Annotated in this window: 19 protein-coding genes; 7 read left to right on the plus strand and 12 right to left on the minus strand. The window is 57.6% G+C overall.

Annotation, left to right across the window (positions count from 1 at the left end):
- Positions 1–105 precede the first annotated feature (105 nt).
- From ACR0JE_RS13435 to ACR0JE_RS13445, 3 genes are read left to right on the plus strand one after another with little or no spacing between them, the layout of a single operon-like run.
- Positions 106–1,218: an ABC transporter ATP-binding protein gene (locus ACR0JE_RS13435; protein ID WP_480548000.1), complete on the plus strand. Its 1,113-nt coding sequence runs from the start codon at positions 106–108 to the stop codon at positions 1,216–1,218.
- A 12-nt stretch (positions 1,219–1,230) separates the two neighbouring features.
- Positions 1,231–2,151, plus strand: a complete 921-nt coding sequence (locus ACR0JE_RS13440) for an ABC transporter permease (protein ID WP_480864504.1) — start codon at positions 1,231–1,233, stop codon at positions 2,149–2,151.
- A complete protein-coding gene (locus ACR0JE_RS13445; RefSeq protein WP_480864505.1) occupies positions 2,148–3,416 on the plus strand; it encodes an ABC transporter permease in 1,269 nt (422 codons plus the stop codon). Before ACR0JE_RS13440 ends, ACR0JE_RS13445 begins: the two co-directional genes overlap by 4 nt.
- 39 nt (positions 3,417–3,455) lie before the next feature.
- Here ACR0JE_RS13445 and ACR0JE_RS13450 read toward each other — a convergent pair whose 3' ends face one another.
- From ACR0JE_RS13450 to ACR0JE_RS13495, 10 genes are all read right to left on the minus strand, one after another.
- Entirely contained in the window at positions 3,456–5,372 is a 1,917-nt protein-coding gene (locus ACR0JE_RS13450; protein WP_480864506.1) for a beta-galactosidase, read from the minus strand.
- Entirely contained in the window at positions 5,369–6,229 is an 861-nt protein-coding gene (locus tag ACR0JE_RS13455; protein ID WP_480864507.1) for an SMP-30/gluconolactonase/LRE family protein, read from the minus strand. Before ACR0JE_RS13455 ends, ACR0JE_RS13450 begins: the two co-directional genes overlap by 4 nt.
- Positions 6,226–6,831: a 2-dehydro-3-deoxy-6-phosphogalactonate aldolase gene (locus ACR0JE_RS13460; RefSeq protein WP_480864508.1), complete on the minus strand. Its 606-nt coding sequence runs from the start codon at positions 6,829–6,831 to the stop codon at positions 6,226–6,228. The genes ACR0JE_RS13455 and ACR0JE_RS13460 overlap by 4 nt, the downstream gene beginning before the upstream one ends.
- Positions 6,828–7,721, minus strand: a complete 894-nt coding sequence (locus ACR0JE_RS13465; RefSeq protein ID WP_480864509.1) for a 2-dehydro-3-deoxygalactonokinase — start codon at positions 7,719–7,721, stop codon at positions 6,828–6,830. Before ACR0JE_RS13465 ends, ACR0JE_RS13460 begins: the two co-directional genes overlap by 4 nt.
- Positions 7,722–7,725: 4 nt before the next feature.
- Positions 7,726–8,493 (minus strand): SDR family NAD(P)-dependent oxidoreductase, encoded by a 768-nt coding sequence (locus ACR0JE_RS13470; RefSeq protein WP_480864510.1) that lies wholly within the window; start codon positions 8,491–8,493, stop codon positions 7,726–7,728.
- The gene (locus ACR0JE_RS13475; RefSeq protein WP_480864511.1) at positions 8,493–10,202 is read right to left on the minus strand and encodes an IlvD/Edd family dehydratase; all 1,710 of its coding nucleotides are present in this window, start codon (positions 10,200–10,202) and stop codon (positions 8,493–8,495) included. The genes ACR0JE_RS13470 and ACR0JE_RS13475 overlap by 1 nt, the downstream gene beginning before the upstream one ends.
- Positions 10,203–10,214: 12 nt before the next feature.
- On the minus strand, positions 10,215–11,555 hold the full coding sequence (gene melA, locus ACR0JE_RS13480) for an alpha-galactosidase (protein ID WP_480864512.1): 1,341 nt from the start codon (positions 11,553–11,555) through the stop codon (positions 10,215–10,217).
- Positions 11,556–11,578: 23 nt separating this feature from the next.
- Positions 11,579–12,427, minus strand: a complete 849-nt coding sequence (locus tag ACR0JE_RS13485; protein WP_480547991.1) for a carbohydrate ABC transporter permease — start codon at positions 12,425–12,427, stop codon at positions 11,579–11,581.
- A gap of 1 nt (position 12,428) precedes the next feature.
- A complete protein-coding gene (locus tag ACR0JE_RS13490; RefSeq protein ID WP_170736103.1) occupies positions 12,429–13,355 on the minus strand; it encodes a carbohydrate ABC transporter permease in 927 nt (308 codons plus the stop codon).
- A 94-nt stretch (positions 13,356–13,449) separates the two neighbouring features.
- Positions 13,450–14,709: an ABC transporter substrate-binding protein gene (locus ACR0JE_RS13495; RefSeq protein ID WP_170534866.1), complete on the minus strand. Its 1,260-nt coding sequence runs from the start codon at positions 14,707–14,709 to the stop codon at positions 13,450–13,452.
- A gap of 140 nt (positions 14,710–14,849) precedes the next feature.
- Between ACR0JE_RS13495 and ACR0JE_RS13500 the strand changes: the two genes are divergently transcribed.
- The 4 genes from ACR0JE_RS13500 to ACR0JE_RS13515 all read left to right on the plus strand — a co-directional run bounded on the left by ACR0JE_RS13500 (position 14,850) and on the right by ACR0JE_RS13515 (position 20,015).
- On the plus strand, positions 14,850–15,656 hold the full coding sequence (locus ACR0JE_RS13500; RefSeq protein ID WP_480547990.1) for an IclR family transcriptional regulator: 807 nt from the start codon (positions 14,850–14,852) through the stop codon (positions 15,654–15,656).
- Complete coding sequence (locus tag ACR0JE_RS13505; RefSeq protein ID WP_480547989.1) at positions 15,653–16,711, plus strand: ABC transporter ATP-binding protein; 1,059 nt, start codon at positions 15,653–15,655, stop codon at positions 16,709–16,711. Before ACR0JE_RS13500 ends, ACR0JE_RS13505 begins: the two co-directional genes overlap by 4 nt.
- Positions 16,712–16,942: 231 nt before the next feature.
- The gene (locus ACR0JE_RS13510; protein WP_480864513.1) at positions 16,943–19,156 is read left to right on the plus strand and encodes an NADP-dependent isocitrate dehydrogenase; all 2,214 of its coding nucleotides are present in this window, start codon (positions 16,943–16,945) and stop codon (positions 19,154–19,156) included.
- Between the two features lie 130 nt (positions 19,157–19,286).
- The gene (locus tag ACR0JE_RS13515) at positions 19,287–20,015 is read left to right on the plus strand and encodes a formyltransferase family protein (RefSeq protein WP_480864515.1); all 729 of its coding nucleotides are present in this window, start codon (positions 19,287–19,289) and stop codon (positions 20,013–20,015) included.
- Here ACR0JE_RS13515 and ACR0JE_RS13520 read toward each other — a convergent pair.
- Together ACR0JE_RS13520 and ACR0JE_RS13525 are read right to left on the minus strand one after the other, a co-directional pair.
- On the minus strand, positions 20,012–21,085 hold the full coding sequence (locus ACR0JE_RS13520) for a hypothetical protein (protein ID WP_480864516.1): 1,074 nt from the start codon (positions 21,083–21,085) through the stop codon (positions 20,012–20,014). The genes ACR0JE_RS13515 and ACR0JE_RS13520 overlap by 4 nt on opposite strands.
- Positions 21,086–21,249: 164 nt before the next feature.
- Positions 21,250–21,672, minus strand: coding sequence for a GtrA family protein (locus ACR0JE_RS13525; RefSeq protein ID WP_480864517.1), 423 nt, complete (start codon positions 21,670–21,672; stop codon positions 21,250–21,252).
- Positions 21,673–21,997 lie beyond the last annotated feature (325 nt).

Consider the following 21,997-nt stretch of genomic DNA (forward strand, 5'->3'; position numbering starts at 1 on the left):
CTGGTCCCTCGCCATTGGGCGAGGGACTAACCCCTGAGCGTCGCAATGTCGCCTCAGGCCCTATCCGCGTGCCAGCACGACGCGCGCCAGTCGGAGATATCTAAGATGAGTGCAGGGGTCGGAGTAGATCTGGAAAACCTGTGGATCCGTTTCGGTGATTTTGTCGCCGTACGTGATGCCAATGTGAATATCAACGGGGGCGATTTCTTTTCGTTCCTTGGCCCCTCGGGTTGTGGCAAGACCACGATCCTGCGCGCGGTTTCGGGGTTTTTGGACCCCAGCGAAGGCAAGGTTCTGATCGGTGGCAATGACATGCGCGGTATCGGGCCGAACAAGCGCCCGACCGCTCTGATCTTTCAGAACCTCGCGCTGTTTCCCTTGATGAAAGTCTGGGAGAACATCACCTTTTCGATGGAGATCAATGGCGCCAGCGCCGCCGAACGCCGCAAGCGCGCGGATGAGCTGCTGGACATGATTGCTCTGCCGGGGCAGGGCGACAAGCTGCCAAGTGAGCTTTCCGGTGGTCAGCGCCAACGGGTTGCCATCGCGCGCGCGCTGTGCGCGGAACCTGATGTTCTGCTGCTGGACGAACCGCTTTCTGCGCTGGACCTGAAGCTGCGCCAACATATGCGGACGGAATTGCGCGAAATTCAGCAGCGCGTCGGCATTACCTTTATCTATATCACTCATGACCAAGGTGAAGCGCTGACCATGTCGGACAATATCGCCGTCATGCGTGCCGGAGTGATCGACCAGATCGCAGATGGCAAGACCATCTACAACGATCCCAACACGGCTTTTGCGGCCTCTTTTGTGGGCGAAAACAATGTGTTCCGTGGTAAGATCAAGCAGGTCATGGGCAATGAGGCGATGATCGCGACCAACCGGTCCGGCGATCTGGTGGCCCGCATCTCGACCGCAAATCAGGGTAAGCTGAAAGAGGGTGACGAGGCAATGATGTTCGTCCGGCCCGAGGCGTTTGCCATCGCGCCTGAAGGAAGCACCGGCAATCATTTCGTGACCGCGCAGGTGAAGCACGAAGAATTTGAAGGCAATGTCTTCAACATCTTCACCGAAGGGGATGGAGGCAAAGAGATCAAAGTCTCGCTGCCCAACCTCGGCCAGTCCTTCGAAGATCACACCGGCCAGATGATCACGCTGGAATACGAGACCCGCAACGCGGTTCTGGTTCCAGCGGGTGAATTGGCAGCAGAGTAAGGGGTCAGACAGATGCCCCAGTTTCTGAAAGAATTCTTCAACCGAAATGGCACCGGCATGGGGTTGTTGATCCTGGGCCTTGTCCTCTTTTGGACCATCGGCCTGATCATTCTGCCTCAGCTATCGATGCTGGACTTTTCATTCCGTCCAAACCTGCCCCCGCCCGAGATTGGGGGGCCCAAGGACGTTTATACGCTGGAGAACTATAAATACCTGATCTACGGGCCAGAAGGTGGTAGCCAGGATTACAACGCAGTCGACCTAAGGGTGTTTTTCCGCACGCTGCTGGCGGCGGTCTGCGTGACGATCTTTAACCTGATCATCTGCTACCCGATCGCCTATTATCTGGGGCAATCCAAGGGCAATCACATCCGCATCTTCGCGATCATGCTGATTATTCCCTACTGGATTAACGAGATTCTGAGGGCTTTTGCTCTGCGGATTATCTTCGGTGAAACCGGCGTACTGAACACATTGTTCATGGGTCTGGGCATCTGGGATGTGCCCTTTGACTTCATCCGCAATGACATCGCGCTCTATGCCGGTTTGGGCTATGCCTACATCCTGCTGATGATCTTCCCGATGTATAATGTGATCGAGAGCCTAGACGGCAATCAGATCGAGGCTGCACGGGATCTGGGCGCACCCTGGTGGCGGATACATTGGCGTGTAGTCATTCCTTATGCCAAGCCAGGGATCAGTTCGGGCTGTACCATGGTGTTCATGCTGTCTGCGGGGGCGCTGGCCGCACCACAAATCTTGGGCGGGCCGTCCAGTCTGTGGTTCACGCAACTGATCTACCAGCAGTTCAACGACAACAATGACTGGCCGCAGGGGGCCGCCTACGCCATCGTGCTGCTGGTGACCTGTATCCTGTTCGTGCTGGCGGTGATGCGCCTGTTCAAGGTGAATATGGGGGATATCGGGAAATGAACAATTCCTTCCTCCGCATAAGCATCTGGGTCTATCTGGCAATCTTCTTCCTGTACCTGCTGGGGCCGCTGGTGATCATGTCGGTCACGGCCTTCAACTCTCCCAGCTTTCCAAGGATGACCCCGTGGGAATGCCTGACCTTCCAGTGGTTCAGTGAGCTGTTTCAGGATCAACGTATCCTGAACGGCATCAAGAACTCGCTGATCATTGGGGCCGGGACAGTTGTTCTGTCGGTGGCGATGGGTCTGGCGGGCGCGTTGATGTTGACGCAGATTTGGCCCAAGCTGCGCGCGACCTATTACACGGTCATCATCGCGCCGATCCTGATACCGGGCGTTGTCTTGGGTATATCGACACTGGTCTTTTGGGACCGGATCAACCGGATGCTGGGGCTTGGGGCGGATAGCTTCCTGTCCAATGGCATCTTCCTGACGGTGATTGGCCAATCCACCTTTATCGCCAGCTATTGCATGCTGGTGCTGGTGGCGCGGCTGCAGCGTTATGACATCGCGCTGACCGAGGCGGCCCTGGACCTGGGAGCCAGCCATGCGCAGGCGTTTCGTAAGATCCTGCTGCCTTTCATGCGCCCGGCGATTGCTTCGGCGGCGGTGCTGGCGTTCCTCGCTTCGTTCGAGAACTACAACACCACCACATTCACCTTTGGTGAATATCCGACGCTGACTATCGAGCTGGCTCAGAAGGTGCGGTATGGCATCACGCCCTCGATCTCGGCCTTGGCCTTTATCATCGTGGCGCTGACCGTGTTCTTCGCCCTGCTGAACGAAGCCAAGCTGAAACGTCAGGAACTGGTTGCCGCGGCCCGCAAAAAGGCCACGGTGGAAGAACTGGCAGGCAAGATCAAATTGCCCGGCTTCTTCTCGGGGAATATGGCTGCGGTTCTGGTTGTGGTGTTTGCGGTGGCGACGATCACTGTGGTTGGCACCGCCACCACATATGATCCGGGTCAGTGTATCGCGGACGTGCGCGCGCAAAAGCAGTTGGAGGCTGAACAGCGTATCCAGCAGCTGCGTCAGGAACGCGAAGAGCGTCGCAAACAGCGCGAGGCGGAAGAGGCCGAGCAAGGCAGCACTCAAACCGCACCGAAGCCGTCAAACAACAGCGGTTTTGGGAATGTCTTTGCCCCCAACACGCTAGGTGGGGATGATGACGCGAGCGGTGACGAAAGCTCGGACACTGAAAGCCAGCCGTCGAACAACAGTGGGTTTGGTGGGGTCTTTGACCCCAACAGCCTGCAAAACGACTAGGTTTTTGGCCTAAGAGAACCTGCTGCCGTCCGAACGGATTTAGCTCTGCTCGGGCGGTATGCGGTTCAGGATCGCCACATCGCAACCCGCGATCTTGTGGCCGTCCCATTCCACCACATTGGCGTCATAGTTGATCAGGAACGTGTGCTCTGACGTGTCGCGGCGGCGTAGGCCTTCGGGCATTGGCGTAAGGGTCAGGCCGGTTTGTTCTGCGGCCATCGCAATAATACGGTCCCAAAGCTGGGTATCCGGGAACCCGCCCAGATACCAAAGTCCGCCTGCTCCTTTCATCGCTGGTGTCCCGTTCGCGAAACTTAGCACATCCGCCGCGCTGCCTGTCAGCCTATCGATCCAATGTTGTGCAGCGCCGCCTCCGGTCACGGGTCGGTCGACGTTGGGCGGAAGGGTTTCGACCAGTGCGACATCACAATCCAATCCCGCCAAACCCGGCCGTCCGGATTTCGGAATTTGGAAATCATGGGCAATCGCTCCGCTGCGGGGGCCGAGGATGGCAAGATCGCAAGCATCTGTCAGTCGCTGTTCCAGATCATCCTCCACCGTTGCCAGACCCGGTGCCAGGATCAGTTTGTAGCCCTGTGGAATGTCTTTTGCCGGCACAATGTCTACCGACAGTCCGGCGCGCCGCAGGGTCCGGTAGGCCGAGAACACAAGCCGGAAATAGTCGAACCCGGCCCCCTGCGGTTGTGTGGTCCAGGCCCAGTCCGAGGCATAGTCGAACAGAATGGCAACCTGTGCTTGCTGCTGTTCTACCGTGCCTAACGCCGTCAGATCATCGGCTGTCTGGCGCGCTTCGGCCATCGCAGGCGCATCCGCATTGTTTGAGGTTAACAGGCCCGCATGCATCTGTTCCTGCGCAAAGGGGGCCTGCCGCCAGCGGAAATAGCTGACCACCTCGGCCCCGTGCACCACAGCCTCAAGCGACCATAGGCGGACCATTCCGGGCAAGGGCGCGGGGTTGTAGGGGGCCCAATTCACAGGGCCGGGCTGTTGTTCCATCACCCACCAACGCCCGTGCCCGACTGTGCGATACAGGTCATGGTGAAACGCTTGCATATCGGGATCACCCTGTTGCAGATATCTGGTCTTGTGGTCCAGATCATCCTCCAGCCGATCCGAAAGGAACCCGATCGGATAGCTGTCCCAGGTGGCGATATCCAAATCAGCCCCGACATCAAAATGATCAAACTCCAACACGCGGCCCATATAATTGTGCAGCAAAGGCGCATCGGTCAGCGGCCTAAGCACATCCACCTGAGCCCTGTTGAACGCCACAACCCGATCCGAACTGAAACGACGGAAGGCCAGCACATGAGACGGGTTTGGGTCGGTCACAGTCAGGTTGGGCAGGTCGATCTGGTCGAAGTGGTTATACTCCATCGACCAGAATACATTGCCCCACGCCTCGTTCAGCGCTTCAATTGTCCCGTATTGATCTGCCAGCCACTGCCGAAACGCACCTAGAGCAGGCGCGCTGTAGCTGAGCGTCGTGTCATGGCAACCATATTCATTGTCGATCTGCCAGGCGGCGATATGCGGATTTTGCCCGTAGCGTTCACCCATGATCTGGGCAATGCGGGCGCATTCGTCGATATAGCCCGCATGGCTGAAACAATAATGTCTGCGCGACCCGAACTTGCGCGGCTGGCCTTGCGCATCGACCGCCAGCATGTCGGGGTGCTTGTCCAACATCCAGCGGGGTGGCGTGGCCGTCGGTGTGCCAAGAACTACCTTCAACCCTGCCGCACCCAGTGTTTCGATTGCGCGGTCCAGCCAGTCGAACTGCAGATTGCCGGGCTGCGGCTCCATCCGGCTCCAGGCGAATTCTCCGATCCGGACCCAGCGCAGGCCGGTCTCAACCATGCGTGCGGCATCTTCGGCCCAAACAGCCTCGGGCCAGTGTTCGGGGTAATAGCAAACGCCAAGTTCGGGTTTCATAAAAGGACTCTGTGTTCTGCCTGGCCTTGCCCCGCATTCGGGGCAAAGAAGGTCATTCCGTTCGTGGGTTGGTCTCGAAGCGCCTCGGCACTCAGCCCTTCGCGGGCCGTTGTGCAGAAAAGCGTGTTCAAATCGTCTCCGCCAAAGGCGGGACACGAAGTATGTGCGGCGTCAAATGTCACCGCGCGCTGAAACCGCCCCGAATGATCATAGCACGCAACCCGCGCCGCGCCCCATTGTGCGATCCAGATATGGCCCGCTGCGTCGACAACTGCGCCATCCGGGTTCAGGGCTTCACTACGGAGATCCAGAAAAACCGAAGCCTCACCCTCAGGCCAACCGGTTTCTGGGTTCAACCTCCAATACATGACCTGCTGTGTCGTCGTATCGGTATAGTACGCGCAAGAGCGGTCGGGCGCGAAGCAGATCGCGTTTGAGATCGTGACGTTTGGAACCAGACGGCGCAGCTCACCCTGCCAGAACCGATAGATCGACCCGGCTTGTGGCTCGGCCTGTTTGCCCATGGTTCCAATCCAGAACCCGCCCCACGGATCAGCACGCCCGTCATTGGACCGGGTGACGGAGTTGTCCGCTTCCAACGGGCAGACGGGTTTCTTCTCGCCGCTGGTTAGCGCAAATCGCCATAAACCGGTCTCGGATGCGATCAGCAGAGTATCTTTGTCTATCCAACCCGCTGCCGACACATGTTCCGCGAAATCCCAGCTGTTTTGTTCGTCCGCCTCGCGGGTCATCAGACGTTTGTTGTTGATATCAAACCAGAAAAGCTGCTGCCGTTCCGGGTGCCATAAAGGCCCTTCCCCCAAATCACAGGGGCGGTTGTCAAATACCTGACTCATCCGATGGCCGTGTCATAGGCGCTGACGATCTGCTGCGCGCGGTCGGCAATTTCTGAGATACTCATCCCCGGTTTATAGAGCGCCGAGCCGATGCCAAACCCATCCGCACCAGCGGCGATCCAGTCGCCGAAGTTCTCTGGACCCGCACCGCCGACAGCGTAGACCAGCGTGCCTGTTGGCAAAACAGGGCGCAATGAGGTCAAACCCGTTGTCCCGGCCATCACGCCGGGGAACAGTTTTAGCCCGGTCGCACCTGCCTTCAGCGCCGCAAAAGCTTCGGTGGGGGTGAAGACGCCCGGCCAGCTTTGCATGTTCAATTCTACGCTACGCGCAATCACTTCGGCATCGTAGTTTGGTGAAACGATCAGTTTGCCGCCCACACGGGCAACGTCTTCGGCCTGTTCGACAGTCAGGACTGTCCCGGCACCAACCAGTGCTGTGTCTCCGAAGGCCGAGGCCAATTGGCCGATGCTGTCCAGCGGGTCGGGCGAATTCAACGGTACCTCGATCTGGTCGATACCCGCATCGATGATAACGCGGCCAACCGCTTCGGCCTCGGACGGTTGCAATCCGCGCAGAATGGCGATGATAGGGCGGCTCATGCGGTTTGCCTCGTCAGGTTGCGGGCCAGAGCCAACCCGGCCAGGGTGACCTCTGTGGCATCGGCGGTTTCCACAAACGCGCCCTGTTGGTTCAGGGCTTGTGCATAGATATTGGCGATATGATCGGCGCCGATAATGGCCATTTGTTGCCCCAGCCAATAGGCTCGTGTGGCAGCCAGTTCAGCGCCGATCAGCAAGCCTGACAACCGCGCTCTTGCGATTGCCCCATCTTGCCCTTGCAGCAGATCCGCAGCACGCAACCCAAACAGGCGACCCGCAAGGTTTTCGGGCTTAGACAGGGTGTCCGCCAGCGCTTCGGCGAAGGCGGCATCATCCCACCCTTCACCGACCGAGTGCCTCAGAACGGATTGCCCGCGCAGCAGTTCAAACATCTCTCCTGTCATGAAGGTGCGAAAGCTGACAACCTCACCCGCGCTGAGTTGTACCCATTTGGTGTGTGTACCGGGCAGGCACAAAACCCCATCCCAATTGGGTCGCGCAGCCACAAAACCGGCGATTTGTGTCTCTTCGCCGCGCATGACATCTGGCGGTTCTGTCTGTTTCAGGCCGGGTACAACAAAGGCGCGAATGCGAGGGTCTGTGTCTGACACCCGAACCGGGACATTGGGCACCGGTTCTGACGGAACGGCAGCGTAGGGTGCCTCGACCCAACCTTGCCGCGCGCCGACCATGCCGCAGGCGATGACGTCGACCGGAGCATCGCCCAGCCATGGCTCGACTAGAGACAGAAGTGCAGCCTGAAACCCTCCGTTGGCCACGCGCGACATGCCCTGATCGGACTGCGCCTGATCCACAACCCTGTCGCCCTGTATGGCCCAAGCCCGCAGGTGAGACGTTCCCCAATCGACAGCAATCCACTCCGACTTCATTTCCTCACCCCGATACGACCACGCCACCATCAACGGCCATACACTGACCGGTCATGGCGCGGCTTGCGTTTGAGGCCAAAAACAGCGTTGGTGCAATAATGTCCTCTGGTGTCAGATGTTCTTTCAGGCACTGGCGGTCCAGATGGGCGGCCAGATCCTCGGGCGTGGCCCACATATCCAGCTGTTTCTGCGTCAGGACCCAACCGGGGGCCAGCGCGTTCACGCGGATGTTTTGCGGGCCCAATTCGCGCGCCAGCGACCGTGTCATGCCCGTGATGCCCGCATTCGAGGTTGTGTAGATCGGATAGCCCGCATTGCCCATGATATAGCTGATCGAGCTGAAATTGACGATCGCACCGCCTTTGTCCTGCATCTGGCGTGCGGCTTCCTGGCAGGCAAAGTAATAGGCTTTGAGGTTCACCTCGATCATCCAGTCCCAGAACTCGGTTGTGGATTCGTCTAGCGAATGACGTTTGTCGTTGGCGGCGTTGTTGATCAGAACGTCCAAGGGGCCATGCGCCTCGGCTGCCTTTTGCATCGTGGCATGCAGCAGTTCTGTGTCGGTCATATCACCCTGCATAAACAGCGGCGCGCGCCCGTGTTTCTCGCGCATCTCCTCAACAAAGGCGCTGGCATCCGAGCGGCCGATAAAGGCCACGTTTGCACCTTGCGCAAGAAACCCATCGGTCAGCGCCGCACCAACGCCCGAGCCGCCGCCAGTGATATAGACCGAGGCCCCGTTCAGATCGTGGAATGTAGCGGGTTGGGTCATCAGTGGCTCTCTCTGGTCACAAGGCGGGTGTCTTTGCCGACAAGGAAATCAAGATCAGCGCCCTGATCGGCTTGCAGAACGTGGTCGACATAAAGTTTCGCATAACCGCGGGTATAGTGAGGTTCGTCCGGTTGCCACGCGGCGCGGCGGGCGTCCAGTTCCTTTTCATCGACCAGCAGTTCCATCTCGCCCTTGCTGGCCGAGATACGGATGCGGTCACCGGTTTTGACCAGCGCCAAGGTGCCGCCCGCCTGCGCTTCGGGGCTGACATGCAGGACGACGGTGCCATAGGCAGTGCCCGACATGCGCGCATCGGATATGCGGATCATGTCGCGCACGCCTTCTTTCACCAGCTTTGCCGGGATCGGCATGTTGCCGACCTCAGGCATGCCGGGATAGCCCTTTGGGCCGCAGCCTTTTAGGACCAGAATGGTCTCGGGCGTCACCGGTAGATCGTCGCGGTCGATATTGGCTTTGAGGTCTTCGATGTTCTCAAACACATAGGCCTCGGCCTCTGTTTCGAGCAGTTCGTCAGTGGCTGCCGAAGGCTTCACGATGGCCCCGTTGGGTGCAAGGTTGCCGCGTAGAACACGCAAGCCTGCTGCAGGTTTTACCGGATCGTTGAAGGGGCGGATGACGTCTGTGTTGAAGCATTCAGCCCCATCGTAATGGGCCGAGATATCCTTATTCAAAACTGTCTTGGCCGGTCGCAGGAAGGATTTGAGTTCGCTCAGAACAACTGGCACTCCGCCTGCGTAACAGAAGTCTTCCATCAGGTATTTGCCTGAAGGCATACAGTTGACCAGCAGGGGGATTTCCGAGCCGATCTCAAAATCTTTCAACGTCAGATCGACGCCGACACGACCAGCCAACGCCAACAGGTGCACCACAGCGTTGGTCGAACCGCCCACAGCAGCGTTCGCCAGAATGGCGTTCTCGAATGCTTCCATCGTCAAAATGTCCGACGGTTTGAGGTCTTCGTCCACCATCTCGACAATCCGTTTGCCGGTCAGATGCGCCAGCGCCATACGGCGCGCATCGACGGCGGGCAGGGCGGCGTTGGTGGGCAGGGACATGCCCATCGCCTCGACCAAAGAGGCCATGGTCGAGGCCGTACCCATGGTCATGCAGACACCTGCACTGCGGGACATCCCGGATTCGGCGTTCATGAAGTCCTGCAGGGTCATCTCTCCGGCCCGGACGGCCTCGGAAAACTTCCAGACATCGGTGCCCGAGCCGATATTCTGACCGCGATATTTGCCGTTCAGCATCGGTCCAGAGCTGACGACAATCGAGGGCAGATCGACCGAGGCCGCGCCCATCAACTGCCCCGGTGTGGTCTTGTCACAGCCGCCCAGCAGCACGACGCCGTCGATGCCATAGGCGCGGATCGATTCCTCGACATCCATCGCCAGCAGGTTACGAAACAGCATGGCGGTGGGCTTCATCTGGGTTTCGCCTAGCGACATGACCGGGAATTCGACCGGGAAGCCCCCGGCCTCCCAAACGCCACGTTTGACGCCCTCGGCCAGATCACGCAGGCCCGAATTGCAGGGGGTTAGCTCGGACCAGGTGTTGCAGATGCCAATAACTGGACGCCCGTCAAAGGCGTGGTCGGGAAAGCCTTGGTTCTTCATCCACGATCGGTGGATGAAGCCATCCTTGTCGAGTTTTCCGTACCAATGCTGTGAACGGCGTTTCTTCGTCATATGCGGGGCCTTTCAAGCGGCGCGGGCCGGGCGGCACCAATCCGGCAGCCAGTCGGCATGAGCTGTCAGCAGGTCGGTGACAAGGCTGCGGATTTGCCTCAAGTCCAGTTCGGCGGCGGTGTGCGGGTCCATCATTGCGGCGTGATAGATGTGTTCTGGGTTTTGCTCAACCAGCGTGCGCACCGTCAGTTCCTGCACGTTGATCTGGGTCCGCATCAGGGCGATCAATTGAGGCGGGATATCGGCAACCACCGTAGGCTGAACGCCGTTGCTGTCTACCAGACAGGGGGTTTCGACCGCGGCACCCAAAGGCAATTGTGGGATTTGGCCAGTGTTGGGCAAGTTGCCATAGGCCGTATAGGGCGCGTCGGTGACGATGGAGTTCATCAGGTCGGCAGCGAATTCATGGCTGCGGCAGACTTCGATATCCCGACCATCGGTCAGTGTCTTGGCTTGTTCTTTCCAGCTTTCAACCTGCTCGATGCAGCGGGTGGGGTATTCGTCCAGCGGAATCGAGAACTGCTCGATCAGATCTTCGCGTCCGTCCTTGATGAACCACGGAACGTATTCTGCAAGATGTTCGGAGCTTTCGGTGCAAAAGTAGCCAAGATGATCCATTACCTCGTACCGCACCTTGTTGGGGCAACGGGGCATCAACAGTGGAGCTTTGGGCAAGCGCCCGCTGGCATATCCTTGTCGCAGAGCGGGGTAAAGGTCGCGGCCCTGATGTTCCAGTTTCAGGAAGAACGCGACGTGATTGACGCCCGCGACCTTGTAGCGGAATTCATCCTTGGGCAGGTCCAGGTCATGAGCCAGTTCCTCGACCGTGTTCTGGACCGAGTGGCAGAGGCCAACATGCTTCAGGGTCGGGAAACGTTCAGCCAGCGCCCATGTATTGATCGCCATCGGGTTTACATATTGCAGCAGTGTCGCGTTGGGGCAGAGCTGCATCATGTCGCGCGCGACGTCCCACAGAACCGGAACCGTGCGCAATCCGCGCATGATGCCACCAATACCCAGCGTATCAGCGATAGTCTGGCGCAAACCGTATTGTTTTGGGATCTCGAAATCGGCGACCGTGCAAGGCGTGTACCCGCCAATCTGGAAGGCGGTGATCACAAAATCCGCCCCGTCCAGCGCCGCGCGGCGGTCGGTGTGTGTGGAAACGGTCGCACCCGTGCCGACCGAGCGGATCATAGCGCGGGCCACGGATTCGCTTTCGGCCAGACGTTCTGGATTGATGTCCATCAGCGCGAAATGGCTGTCGGCCAGCGCAGGGGTGAGCAGCGCGTCGCCCACGATATTCTGCATGAAGATCGTGGAGCCCGCACCAATGAAGGCGATCTTTGTCATTGAGGCAAACCTTTGGTTTGACGTTATTTTACGGCACCGAGGGTCAAACCCGCGATGAAGTGTTTCTGCATCAGGAAGAACATGGCTACCGGCGGCAGGGCCGCTACGATAGAACCGGCACTCATCAATTGATAGGCGGCGCGGAATTGTGCGTTGAAACTGGTGATGCCTGCAGTGACAGGTTGGCTTTCAGCGCCTTGGGTCAAAACCACAGCCCAGAAATAGTCGTTCCAGATGAAGGTGAAAATTAGCACGCTGAGCGCGGCAATTGCAGGTTTCATCAGCGGCAGGACAACATACCAGAAGATGCGCCATTCGCTGATGCCTTCGACCCGTGCGGCCTCGATCAACTCAAAAGGCAGGGCACGGATGAAGTTGCGCATGAAGAGGGTACAGAACCCGGTCTGGAAGGCGATGTGGAATAGAACAAGGCCGGTTTTTGTATTGTAGAGACCCAGCTCCAGCGTCAGGTCACGTACAGGCACCATCAGAATCTGGAAGGGCACGAAATTACCCGCAACGAACATGAAGAAAATCCAGAGGTTCGATTTGAACTTGTAGATGCCCAGAGCGAACCCGGTCATGCTGCTGAGCGCGACACAGCCGATCACCGTTGGAACGGTGATCAGGAACGAGTTCATCAGATAGCGTGGCATGTCCGAGTTGAAGAAAACCTGCCCGTAGTTGAACGCGCCTTCAAAGCTGGAGGGCATACCCCAGTAGTTTGCGTTGGTGAAATCCGCGGCGGGTTTGACCGAGAACAGGGCAACCGCCAGAAGTGGCCCTAGCCACAGTAGCAACGCCAATGGCAGCATGGCCTGATAGGTAATCTGCGCCGCTCGGGGTTGTTTTTCGATGGGTTTGGGAAACATCTCAGTGCCCCTTTTCTTCGCGGTACATCGACCAGAGGAAGTAGGCGATGAAGCAGAGCATGATCAGGAACAGGATCACCGCGATGGCAGCGCCATATCCCATGCGGAAGCCATATTCGGATAGGGCGACTTCGAACATGTAGTAGGCCAGCACGCGAGACGATCCAAAGGGACCGCCCTGGGTCATGATCGAGATCAGGTCGAAAGACCGCAATGCGCCGATGATGGTGACAACAAAGGCGATGAAGGTCGCAGGGCGCAGTTGCGGAAGGATGATGTGCCACAGCATCCGCCCGCCCTTTGCGCCGTCCAGACGTCCGGCCTCGATCTGTTCGGGGTCCACGGCGTTCAGGCCGGTCAGGTACAGGATCATGCAGTATGCGGTCTGCGGCCAAAGGCCAGCGAAGATGATGCCGTAGGTGACGAACCTCTCATCGCCCAGAACGTTTAACGGGCCCATGCCAAAGAAGCCAAGGAATTCGTTCAGCAGGCCAAAGGTCGGATCATAGAACCATGTGAAAACGAGGCCGACAACGACCTGAGAAATCACGAAAGGGAAGAAGAACAACGATTTATACAGGCGAATGCCCCAGACCGTTTGGTTCAGGAACAGCGCAATGAACAGGCCCGCCGGGATGGCCAGCAAGTAAAGGAGCAGCCAGATCAGGTTGTTTTTCAGCGAGATATAGAACGCATCCCGATCAACCCATTCCCAGTAAAGGTCCTCGTAGTTGCGGAAGCCCACATATTCCGCAGCCCCCAGCCCGTCCCATTCATAAAGCGACAGGTTAAAGGACTGGAAAACCGGGATGATCACATAGACCATAAAGAACAGCAGACCCGGGGCCAGAAACAGCCACGGCGCGATGCGCTGTTGGTTGCGGTGGAACCAGCTTTCCTGTTCTGGAGCGTCTGCGGCGATGGTCATGTCGGCATTCCGGGCTTGTTGTGGTGAAGGCGGGCCGACGCCCGCCTTGCGATAGCATTTTGGGTAGGCCGGGCTTCAGCCCGGCCTGATCCGTTTAGTTGTCGTAGATGCGCTGGCGCGCTCGTTCCAGTTTGGCCAGAACACGGTCAGCATCGTCCGGCTTGACCATGAACTCCTGGAAACCTTCCATCGACACTTTGGCCATTTCCGCAGGCGCGTCACGATCCCAGAACTGAGCAACGCCGCCTGGGCTGTTCGACGACAGCATGGTGAAGCCCTGCTGCAGGAACTTGTCGTCATCCACCGAGGATTGCGCATTCACAGGCAGCTGACCCAGGTTTGCACCATTGTTGATCTCGGTCTGTTCATCGGCCGAAACAACGAAGCGCAGGAACTCGCGCGCGGCTTCCTTGTTCGAGGCGTTGGCCGGAATGTGGAAGGTGTCGGTCGGTGCGTCTTCTGCCAATTCGACATCGGGGTTGATGGCAACGAACTGATAGAAGTCCAGTTGATCATCGGTCAGACCTGCTTCGCGCAGCGGCGCTACAGCAAAGTTGCCCATCAGGTACGCAGTGGCTTCGCCGTTGACCATGAAGGGCAGGGCCTCTTGCCAGCTATAAGTCTGGTGGTTGTCGATGAAAGCACCCATGTCGATCAACTGCTTCCAGTTGGCGAAGGTCTGCTTGACCCGGTCGTCTTCCCAGCTGATTTCGCCATTGGCCAGCTGATTGTGGAAGTCATAGCCATTGGTGCGCATGTTCAGGTAGTCGAACCAACCACCGGCGGTCCACAGGAACTTGGTGCCAATGGTATAGCAGGCACGGCCGGAGTCGACGATCTTCTGGCAGTTCGCCAGTTCTTCTTCCCAGGTGGTCGGCTCGCTCAGGCCCAGCTCATCAAAGATATCTTTGCGGTAGTAAACACCCCACTGGTAGTAGGTATAGGGCACGCCCCATTGCTTGCCGTCGATGGTCATCGCGCCTTTGGTCGAGGCAAGGTTATCAGCAATTTCAGGCTCGGCCCAAAGGTCCGAGACGTCTTCGAACAGACCAGCTTCGACGTAAGGCTTCATGCGGTTGGCCGCGTACCATGTTGCCACATCAGGCGTGTCCGCCGTCAAGAAGTTGCGGATTTGGGTCTTGTAGGCTTCGCGGTCGATCACGGTGGTCTCGATCTCAAGCCCCGGGTGCTCGGCCGCAAACCGCTCGATCATCGCTTCCATGGTCGCGCGAGGCGCCGGGTTCGATGTATCGAGGAAAATCCGCAGCTCGCCGGTCAGCTCGGCCGCTACGGGCGCAGCAAGTGCCACACTAGCCGCTAGAGCAGCCGCAGTGCGCTTGAACATGGAATGCATGGTTTCCTCCCTTAAGCTTCCATTTTGGTTTCATATATTGAAACCTAGTTTTATATATTGAAAACTACACATCGACTCGGCTAGTCTTGTCAAGACCCTCGTGAGGATGGAGAGGGTCAAACGGAGGAGATCACGCACCCGTGGCAGGTGACGGAACAATAGGCAAAGCATGTGATGTGCTGGATCAGGTGGCGTCGTTCGAACGCCCGGTTCGGTTTGCGGAACTGCTGGACCGCAGCGATTTCCCCAAGGCGACGCTGTACAGGTTTCTGCAAAGCCTCACCAATCAGGGCATGCTGTCTTATGACCCGGATCGGCAGACCTACACGCCCGGTTTGCGGCTGGTGCGTCTGGCCCATGTGGCCTGGACGCAAAGCTCTCTGGCCCCGATCGCGCGGCCATTCCTGGATTCGCTGAGCCGGGAAACAGGCGAAACAGTTCATCTGGCACAGCTCGATTCCAGCCAGGTTTTGTATGTCGACAAACGCAACGCCGCGCAGCCGGTCGAGATGTATTCGCAGGCCGGCAAGGTCGGACCAGCCTATTGCACAGGTGTCGGTAAAGCGATGATGGCCTTTCTAGGAGAAGAAGCGCTGAACAAGGCGGTGTCCCAGCAAAGCTATCACCGTTTCACCGACAAGACGTTGACGTCCGAAGCGGCCCTGCGCGCTGATCTCGACCGTATTCGCGCGCGCGGTTTTGCCGTCGATGACGAAGAACATGAGCCTGGCATCATCTGTATCGCTTGCCCGATTCTCACGACCGGTGGGCGGATGTTGGGTGCGATTTCTGTGACCGGCTCAACCGACCGTATGAATTTCGAACAATTGGAAGCCTGGGTTCCCCGGGTTCGGCGCGTTGCCGAACAGATCGGGGCCGAGGCACAGGCGTGGCGGTTCCCCGAGACCCGCCCGAACACTCTGGACGACAGGATGCAAGGGACATGACAGGTGTAACTCTGAACCAAACGATCAAACGATATGGCCAGACTCAGGTCATTCACGGCATTGATCTGCAGATCGAAGATGGAGAGTTCTGTGTGTTTGTCGGCCCCTCGGGCTGTGGCAAGTCCACTTTGTTGCGGATGATTGCGGGGCTTGAAGAAACGTCCGAAGGTCAAATCCATATCGGTGCGCGTGAGGTGACCCATATGGATCCGGCCAAGCGCGGCGTGGCAATGGTGTTTCAAACCTATGCGCTTTACCCGCACATGACCGTGGCCGAGAATATGGGGTTTGGCCTGCGCATGAACGGTGTGGCCAAGGGTGAGATCGACAAGAAGGTTCAGGAAGCCTCGAACATCCTGAAGCTGGATCAATACCTGAAACGCAAACCCAAGGCCCTGTCCGGCGGTCAGCGTCAGCGCGTGGCCATCGGACGCGCGATCGTGCGCGGCCCCGAGGTGTTTCTGTTTGACGAACCACTCTCAAACCTAGACGCCGAATTGCGGGTTGAAATGCGCGTGGAAATTGCCCGTCTGCATCAGGAAATCGGGGCCACGATGATCTATGTGACCCATGATCAGGTCGAAGCGATGACCATGGCCGACAAGATCGTCGTTCTGCGCGACGGCCGGATCGAGCAGGTAGGAGCCCCCATGGACCTATACCGCGATCCCGATAACCGCTTTGTTGCCGGTTTCATTGGCTCGCCCGCAATGAACTTCCTAGTATGCGACTATGCCGATGGCCATGTCACGCACCCCGCACTTAGCCAGCCTTTGCCGGTCTCCGCATCGGTTCCCGCTGGTCTGTCCAAGGTGACATTGGGTATGCGGCCTGAACATATCCAGATCGACCGTTCAGCCGAAACCTGTACGGTTGATCTGACCGAGGCGCTGGGTGGGGTCTCTTATTCCTATTTGCTGACGCCAAATGGCGACAAACTGATCGTCGAAGAACGCGACGACCAGCGCAGCTCCACCGGTGAGCAGGTTGGCATCACGGTCGATCCCGAGCGGGTTATGGTGTTTGATCCTGAGACGGGGCTTCGGTTTAGGTAAGCAGCCGGCCCGTTGCCTGCATCCGACATCCTCCGCGACGTGATCCTGCCACCCGTGGCAAAACGCGCGCCCATGGGTGATTGATTCCAATCCAAACCTCATTTATGGGAGGCCCTGTCAAAACAGAGTCACCCAGGGGCGATAGCATTGATCTGCCCCTCTCGCGCCGCGATGATGTGGCCACAACTCTTGGATCGCACGCCCCGAAAGGCTTAAAAAAGGTAAAAGAATATGGCAGATAAATCGAACTTCGACGTATTGTATACCATTGTAGACGAAGCGCCCGAATTGGCCAGCGCGTCGTTTCTGCCCATCATTCGCAAGTTTGCCTTGGCGGCGGGTGTCAGCGTTGGCACCAAGGATATTTCGCTGGCGGGCCGTATTCTAGCGACGTTTCCCGAGAACCTGACAGACGCGCAGCGCATCACCGATGATTTGGCCGCTTTGGGCGAGCTGGTGACGACGCCGGATGCGAATGTGATCAAACTGCCCAACATCTCGGCTTCGGTCCCTCAGCTGGTGGCGGCCATCGAGGAACTGCAGTCGCAGGGCTATGACATTCCGAACTACCCCGAAGAACCCTCAACCGACGAGGAAAAGGCGATCCGTGCGCGCTATGACGCGATCAAGGGCTCGGCCGTGAACCCGGTTCTGCGCGAAGGCAACAGCGACCGCCGCGCGGCGCGGGCGGTGAAGAACTATGCCCAGAAGAACCCGCATTCGATGGGCGAGTGGTCCTCGGACAGTAAAACCAAAGTGTCGTCCATGCCGGGCAACGATTTCTATGCAAACGAGAAATCGGCCACCATCACTGCCGCTCAAGCCGGCGATGCGAAGATCGAATTTGTCGGCAAGGATGGCAGCGTGACCGTTCTGAAAGACGGCTGGCCGCTGGCTGAGGGCACCGTGTCCGACGCGACCTTCATGTCGGTCAAGGCTCTGTCCGCGTTCCTGGCTGACGCTATCGAGGACACCAAGACAGACGGCACCATGTTCTCGCTGCATATGAAGGCCACGATGATGAAGGTCAGCGACCCGATCATCTTTGGCTATGCGGTCAAGGCTTGGCTGGCCCCGGTGTTCGAGAAATTCGGTGCCGAGCTGGACGCGTTGGGCGTGAACCCAAACTCAGGCCTTGGTGATCTGCTGGAGCGTGTTCAAGGCAACGCCGACATCATGGCCGCCATTGACTCGATCAAGGGCGACCGCCCGTCCATGTATATGGTCGACAGCGACAAAGGCATCACCAACTTGCACGTCCCGTCGGACGTGATCATCGACGCCTCGATGCCCGCCGTGATCCGCGCGGGCGGCAAGGGCTGGGACGAGACCGGTGCCAAGGGCGACACCAATTGCGTGATCCCCGACCGCTGCTATGCGCCGGTTTATGATGAATCCATCAAGTTCTTCAAAGCCAACGGCGCGCTGAACCCGGCAACTGCCGGAGCCGTGGCCAACGTGGGCCTGATGGCGCAGAAGGCCGAAGAATATGGCTCGCACCCGACCACATTCCAAGCCCCTGCTGATGGCACCATCCGCATCGTTCTGGCAAATGGCGAGACGCTGCATTCGCACGACGTCGAGCAGGGCGATATCTGGCGGTCCTGCACTGTCAAGAAAGCCCCGATCGAGAACTGGATCCAGCTGGCCATGGACCGTCAGCGCCTGACGGGGTCCGAAGCTATTTTCTGGCTGGACGCCAACCGCGCCCACGACGCCGAGCTGATCAAATACGTCAAACCCGCGCTTGAGGCGGCAGGCGTGGCTGACAAGTTCCAGATCATGGCCCCGCGCGAAGCGACCCGTCAGTCGCTGGAGACCATTACTGCGGGCAAAGACTCGATTGCCATCACAGGCAACGTGCTGCGCGACTACCTGACCGACCTGTTCCCGATTTTGGAACTGGGCACCTCGGCCAAGATGCTGTCGATCGTCAAACTGATGAATGGCGGCGGTCTGTTCGAAACAGGCGCCGGCGGCTCGGCCCCGAAACACGTGCAACAGTTGGTCGAGGAAAATCACCTACGCTGGGATTCGATGGGTGAATTCTGCGCCTTGGGTGAATCGCTGAACTTCCTGGCCGATAGCAAAGGTAACGCCAAGGCCGGCGTGTTGGGCGCAGCGGCCGAGGCTGCAACCCAGGCCATTCTGGATAACAACAAGTCGCCCAGCCGCAAAGTTGGCCAGCCTGACAACCGCGACAGCCATTACTGGTTCGCCCGCTATTGGGCCGAAGCGCTGGCAGCGCAAAGTGACGATGCCGATCTGGCCGCAGAATTTGCACCGGTTGCCAGAGAACTGGCGGCCAAGGAAGAGCAGATTCTGGCCGAACTGGCAGCGGCCCAAGGTGCTGCAGCTGATCTGGGTGGGTATTATCACACCGACCAGGCAAAGGCGGCAGCTGTAATGCGCCCCAGCGCCACGCTGAACGCGATCATTGACTAAACAAACAGGCCCGCGCCAAACCGGTGCGGGCCTTTCCAAACCTGCCCTAGAGCAGCCGATTTTTGTATGTCATAGTCCCGACCAACAAGACCCCAACAATGGCGGGGCGTGATTTGGACGCGTGGACGTGATGACGAACGAAACTCAGCAAAAGACCCATACCAATGGCGCCAAAGTCCTGTTCTTTGGCCGCGAGAATTGTGACGGCACCCAAAAGGCGCTGGAATTTCTGAACTTTGCAGGCTTTGACGTCAGCTATGTTGAATCCAAAGGTTTGGGGCATGGCCTGCCTACCTGGGTGCGCGAATGGCGGGGTGAGTATATCTTTTGCTTTCGCAGCTACTTTATTCTGGATCAGGCGATGATCGACGCGGCCTCGGTTGCTGCGATAAACTTCCATCCGGGCCCGCCGGAATACCCGGGTAGTGGTTGCATTAACTTCGCGCTGTATGAAGGAGCGGATCAGTACGGTGTGACGGCCCATCTGATCAACACCAAGGTCGACAATGGTACGATCATCAAAGCGCTGCGTTTTCCGATCCTGCCCAAAGATGGACTGCGCTCTGTTTTGTCACGCACCCATCTTTATCTCTACCACCTGCTGCAAGAAGTGATCGGCTGGATCGCCACCGGCGGTGAAACTTATCTCGCGGAGCAGATCAAAGCCGCCGGCAATGAGCGTTGGCGCGGTGAGGCGCGCAGGATGAAAGAGCTTTCAGCCATGCAGCAATTGCCGGTGGATATCGACGCCGAGGAGTTCGAGCGCCGCCTGCATTCCATGCATCTGTCTGAATACCCGCTGCATATCGTTTTGCATGGTCGCAAATTCGCGCTGCAGGGTGAAGCGGATGAGGCCTAAGGACAGGCGACATTGGCTGGATCGATATGCATGCGATCCACAAATTCAGCATCCGGGGTAAAGGCGGCAACGTTGCTGTCCTGAAGGAATTGGGCTACCAGATTTGCCACTGCAAAACTGCCAATTTCCCGCAGATGGTGGTCCGGTGTGCCGTACAGCTCTGCTGTAAGTAGGTTCAGATCTTCGGATATCTCAATAAGGCCAGGTTTCAGGTTCAGATAGGCAAAACCGTTCTGTTCGGCGGCCCCCGCTATCAGGTGACGCACCGCGTCAGAATAGCCAACCGGGTCATCCCGGAAGGTGATCGTATCTTTGCCCAGGAATTCCGAGATATCGGGCAGTGAAAATACAATCAACTCTGCGCCTTGATCTGCGACGGACTGCGAAAGGTCCGCAAGGGATCGAAGCAAAAGCGCCTCTTCCATCTCGGTCGGGACCGACGGGTAGAGGTTCTGATCAAACAGCGCGTTTTTGAAACTCAGCACCAGTTTTCCAACGTACAGCTTTGCAAAGGCCCGTTTCAATTTCTGTGTGACCGTCGGCTCACGCGAGATTGGCTTTGGGTTTTGCTGCCACTTTTGGAACCGTATGTTGTCGACCAGATCGTTGCGATTGAAGATGAACAAAAGCACAGTCTCATGCGCGATCTGGTCTTTGAACTCATCATAGGTCAGCGCGTGTTGCAACGTGCCGTGGCCACCAGTGCCCAGATTGACGAAATGTGTATCTGCAGACCATTCGGACAACAGCGCAGGGATGGTTTCCGTCTCGTCAGATAAGCTGCCGCGAATGAAGGAATCCCCAAGCACGATCACACGCTCTTGCCCATCACCTGGGTCGAACACACCGCGAAAGCCCTGTTCGTTGATCTTGACGAATGTGGCGATATCGTTGCGGAACTCAAAATAGGACTGGTTGGGCGTTTCGCGTGAGTACACCACCGGATGCGGGATCAGACGCTTTGGCCCACCTGTGCAGAAATAATTCTCGTCATTGACCAGAGGAACATTTGCCAGATCGCGGCTGACATGCGGTTGAAAACCCAAGGGGTCAAAAATGCGCAGTGCCACTTCAAGCACCGCCATACTGATCAGCGTACTAAGGCAAATGAGGAAGAAGTTTTTAAGCACGAACGGGTTTCCCCAACTGATTAATTTAGTTCAACTGACAAACGGCGTATTCAAGTGGATTAAGCGTAATCGCATGACAATATCTGAGTTTTATAGCGGTGAGACTATTTCTGCAAAATCTTTCTCGAAATCAGAAAGTTGATCGTCATCCCGGCAAGTGTCGCAATCGCCAGCGCGATGATCGGATAGGTATTCGCAAACTCTGAGATATAGAGCACTATAAAGAACGTGGTGAAGTTGGTGATCAGGCCCAACTGCATGCCGCCCAGATAGCTGAGAAATTCAATGAAACTGGGCGGGGTTTGGGTTTTAAACGTGAACGTCCGGTTCAAGTACCAGGTGAAAGTCACAGACGTCAGGATGGACAGGCAGCGCGACAAAAACGTGCCAGCGCCAAGCGTATTCAAGGCCGTGAACACCCCTGCGTCTACGACGAAGGCCAGGGACCCTACGACCGCGAAGGTCAGCATATGCCGGTAGGTCTCATTCGAAATCACGTGCTGGCTCCGCTCAAAATTCTTGTCCATATCCTGCACCGATACGAGGTGAAAGGGAAAGCCCGGAATCCTCGAACTTGCGTCCTGGTTGGTTTGGAAACGCAGTGAGTTCAAAGCGAGGGGGCGGGAGTTTCTCAATCCGATCAATTCTTTGCTGGAAAGTGCCGATGTAATAGGTTTGGGGTGTTAAACCTGACAAGCTACGCTAGGGTCTGTTCCGGAGGGTTGAACAATCCTTTGTGTTTCATATTTCGGTTTCGACATTCTAGGGTCAGGATTCATAACCAGTATATGACGGTTGCCGCGAGTGCGATGGCTGATAGGAAGACCTTGGGGCACGGTCGTAGCGTGTTGC

It is taken from the genome of Ruegeria sp. H3 (genome assembly GCF_056533095.1).

What these genes read in the sequence shown, in the direction of transcription:
- ACR0JE_RS13435 (WP_480548000.1), top strand. Translation starts at nt 106, where the DNA reads ATGAGTGCAGGGGTCGGAGTAGATCTGGAAAACCTGTGGATCCGTTTC.
- ACR0JE_RS13440 (WP_480864504.1), top strand. Translation starts at nt 1,231, where the DNA reads ATGCCCCAGTTTCTGAAAGAATTCTTCAACCGAAATGGCACCGGCATG.
- ACR0JE_RS13445 (WP_480864505.1), top strand. Translation starts at nt 2,148, where the DNA reads ATGAACAATTCCTTCCTCCGCATAAGCATCTGGGTCTATCTGGCAATC.
- ACR0JE_RS13450 (WP_480864506.1), bottom strand. Translation starts at nt 5,372, where the DNA reads ATGAAACCCGAACTTGGCGTTTGCTATTACCCCGAACACTGGCCCGAG.
- ACR0JE_RS13455 (WP_480864507.1), bottom strand. Translation starts at nt 6,229, where the DNA reads ATGAGTCAGGTATTTGACAACCGCCCCTGTGATTTGGGGGAAGGGCCT.
- ACR0JE_RS13460 (WP_480864508.1), bottom strand. Translation starts at nt 6,831, where the DNA reads ATGAGCCGCCCTATCATCGCCATTCTGCGCGGATTGCAACCGTCCGAG.
- ACR0JE_RS13465 (WP_480864509.1), bottom strand. Translation starts at nt 7,721, where the DNA reads ATGAAGTCGGAGTGGATTGCTGTCGATTGGGGAACGTCTCACCTGCGG.
- ACR0JE_RS13470 (WP_480864510.1), bottom strand. Translation starts at nt 8,493, where the DNA reads ATGACCCAACCCGCTACATTCCACGATCTGAACGGGGCCTCGGTCTAT.
- ACR0JE_RS13475 (WP_480864511.1), bottom strand. Translation starts at nt 10,202, where the DNA reads ATGACGAAGAAACGCCGTTCACAGCATTGGTACGGAAAACTCGACAAG.
- melA (WP_480864512.1), bottom strand. Translation starts at nt 11,555, where the DNA reads ATGACAAAGATCGCCTTCATTGGTGCGGGCTCCACGATCTTCATGCAG.
- ACR0JE_RS13485 (WP_480547991.1), bottom strand. Translation starts at nt 12,427, where the DNA reads ATGTTTCCCAAACCCATCGAAAAACAACCCCGAGCGGCGCAGATTACC.
- ACR0JE_RS13490 (WP_170736103.1), bottom strand. Translation starts at nt 13,355, where the DNA reads ATGACCATCGCCGCAGACGCTCCAGAACAGGAAAGCTGGTTCCACCGC.
- ACR0JE_RS13495 (WP_170534866.1), bottom strand. Translation starts at nt 14,709, where the DNA reads ATGCATTCCATGTTCAAGCGCACTGCGGCTGCTCTAGCGGCTAGTGTG.
- ACR0JE_RS13505 (WP_480547989.1), top strand. Translation starts at nt 15,653, where the DNA reads ATGACAGGTGTAACTCTGAACCAAACGATCAAACGATATGGCCAGACT.
- ACR0JE_RS13510 (WP_480864513.1), top strand. Translation starts at nt 16,943, where the DNA reads ATGGCAGATAAATCGAACTTCGACGTATTGTATACCATTGTAGACGAA.
- ACR0JE_RS13515 (WP_480864515.1), top strand. Translation starts at nt 19,287, where the DNA reads ATGACGAACGAAACTCAGCAAAAGACCCATACCAATGGCGCCAAAGTC.
- ACR0JE_RS13525 (WP_480864517.1), bottom strand. Translation starts at nt 21,672, where the DNA reads ATGGACAAGAATTTTGAGCGGAGCCAGCACGTGATTTCGAATGAGACC.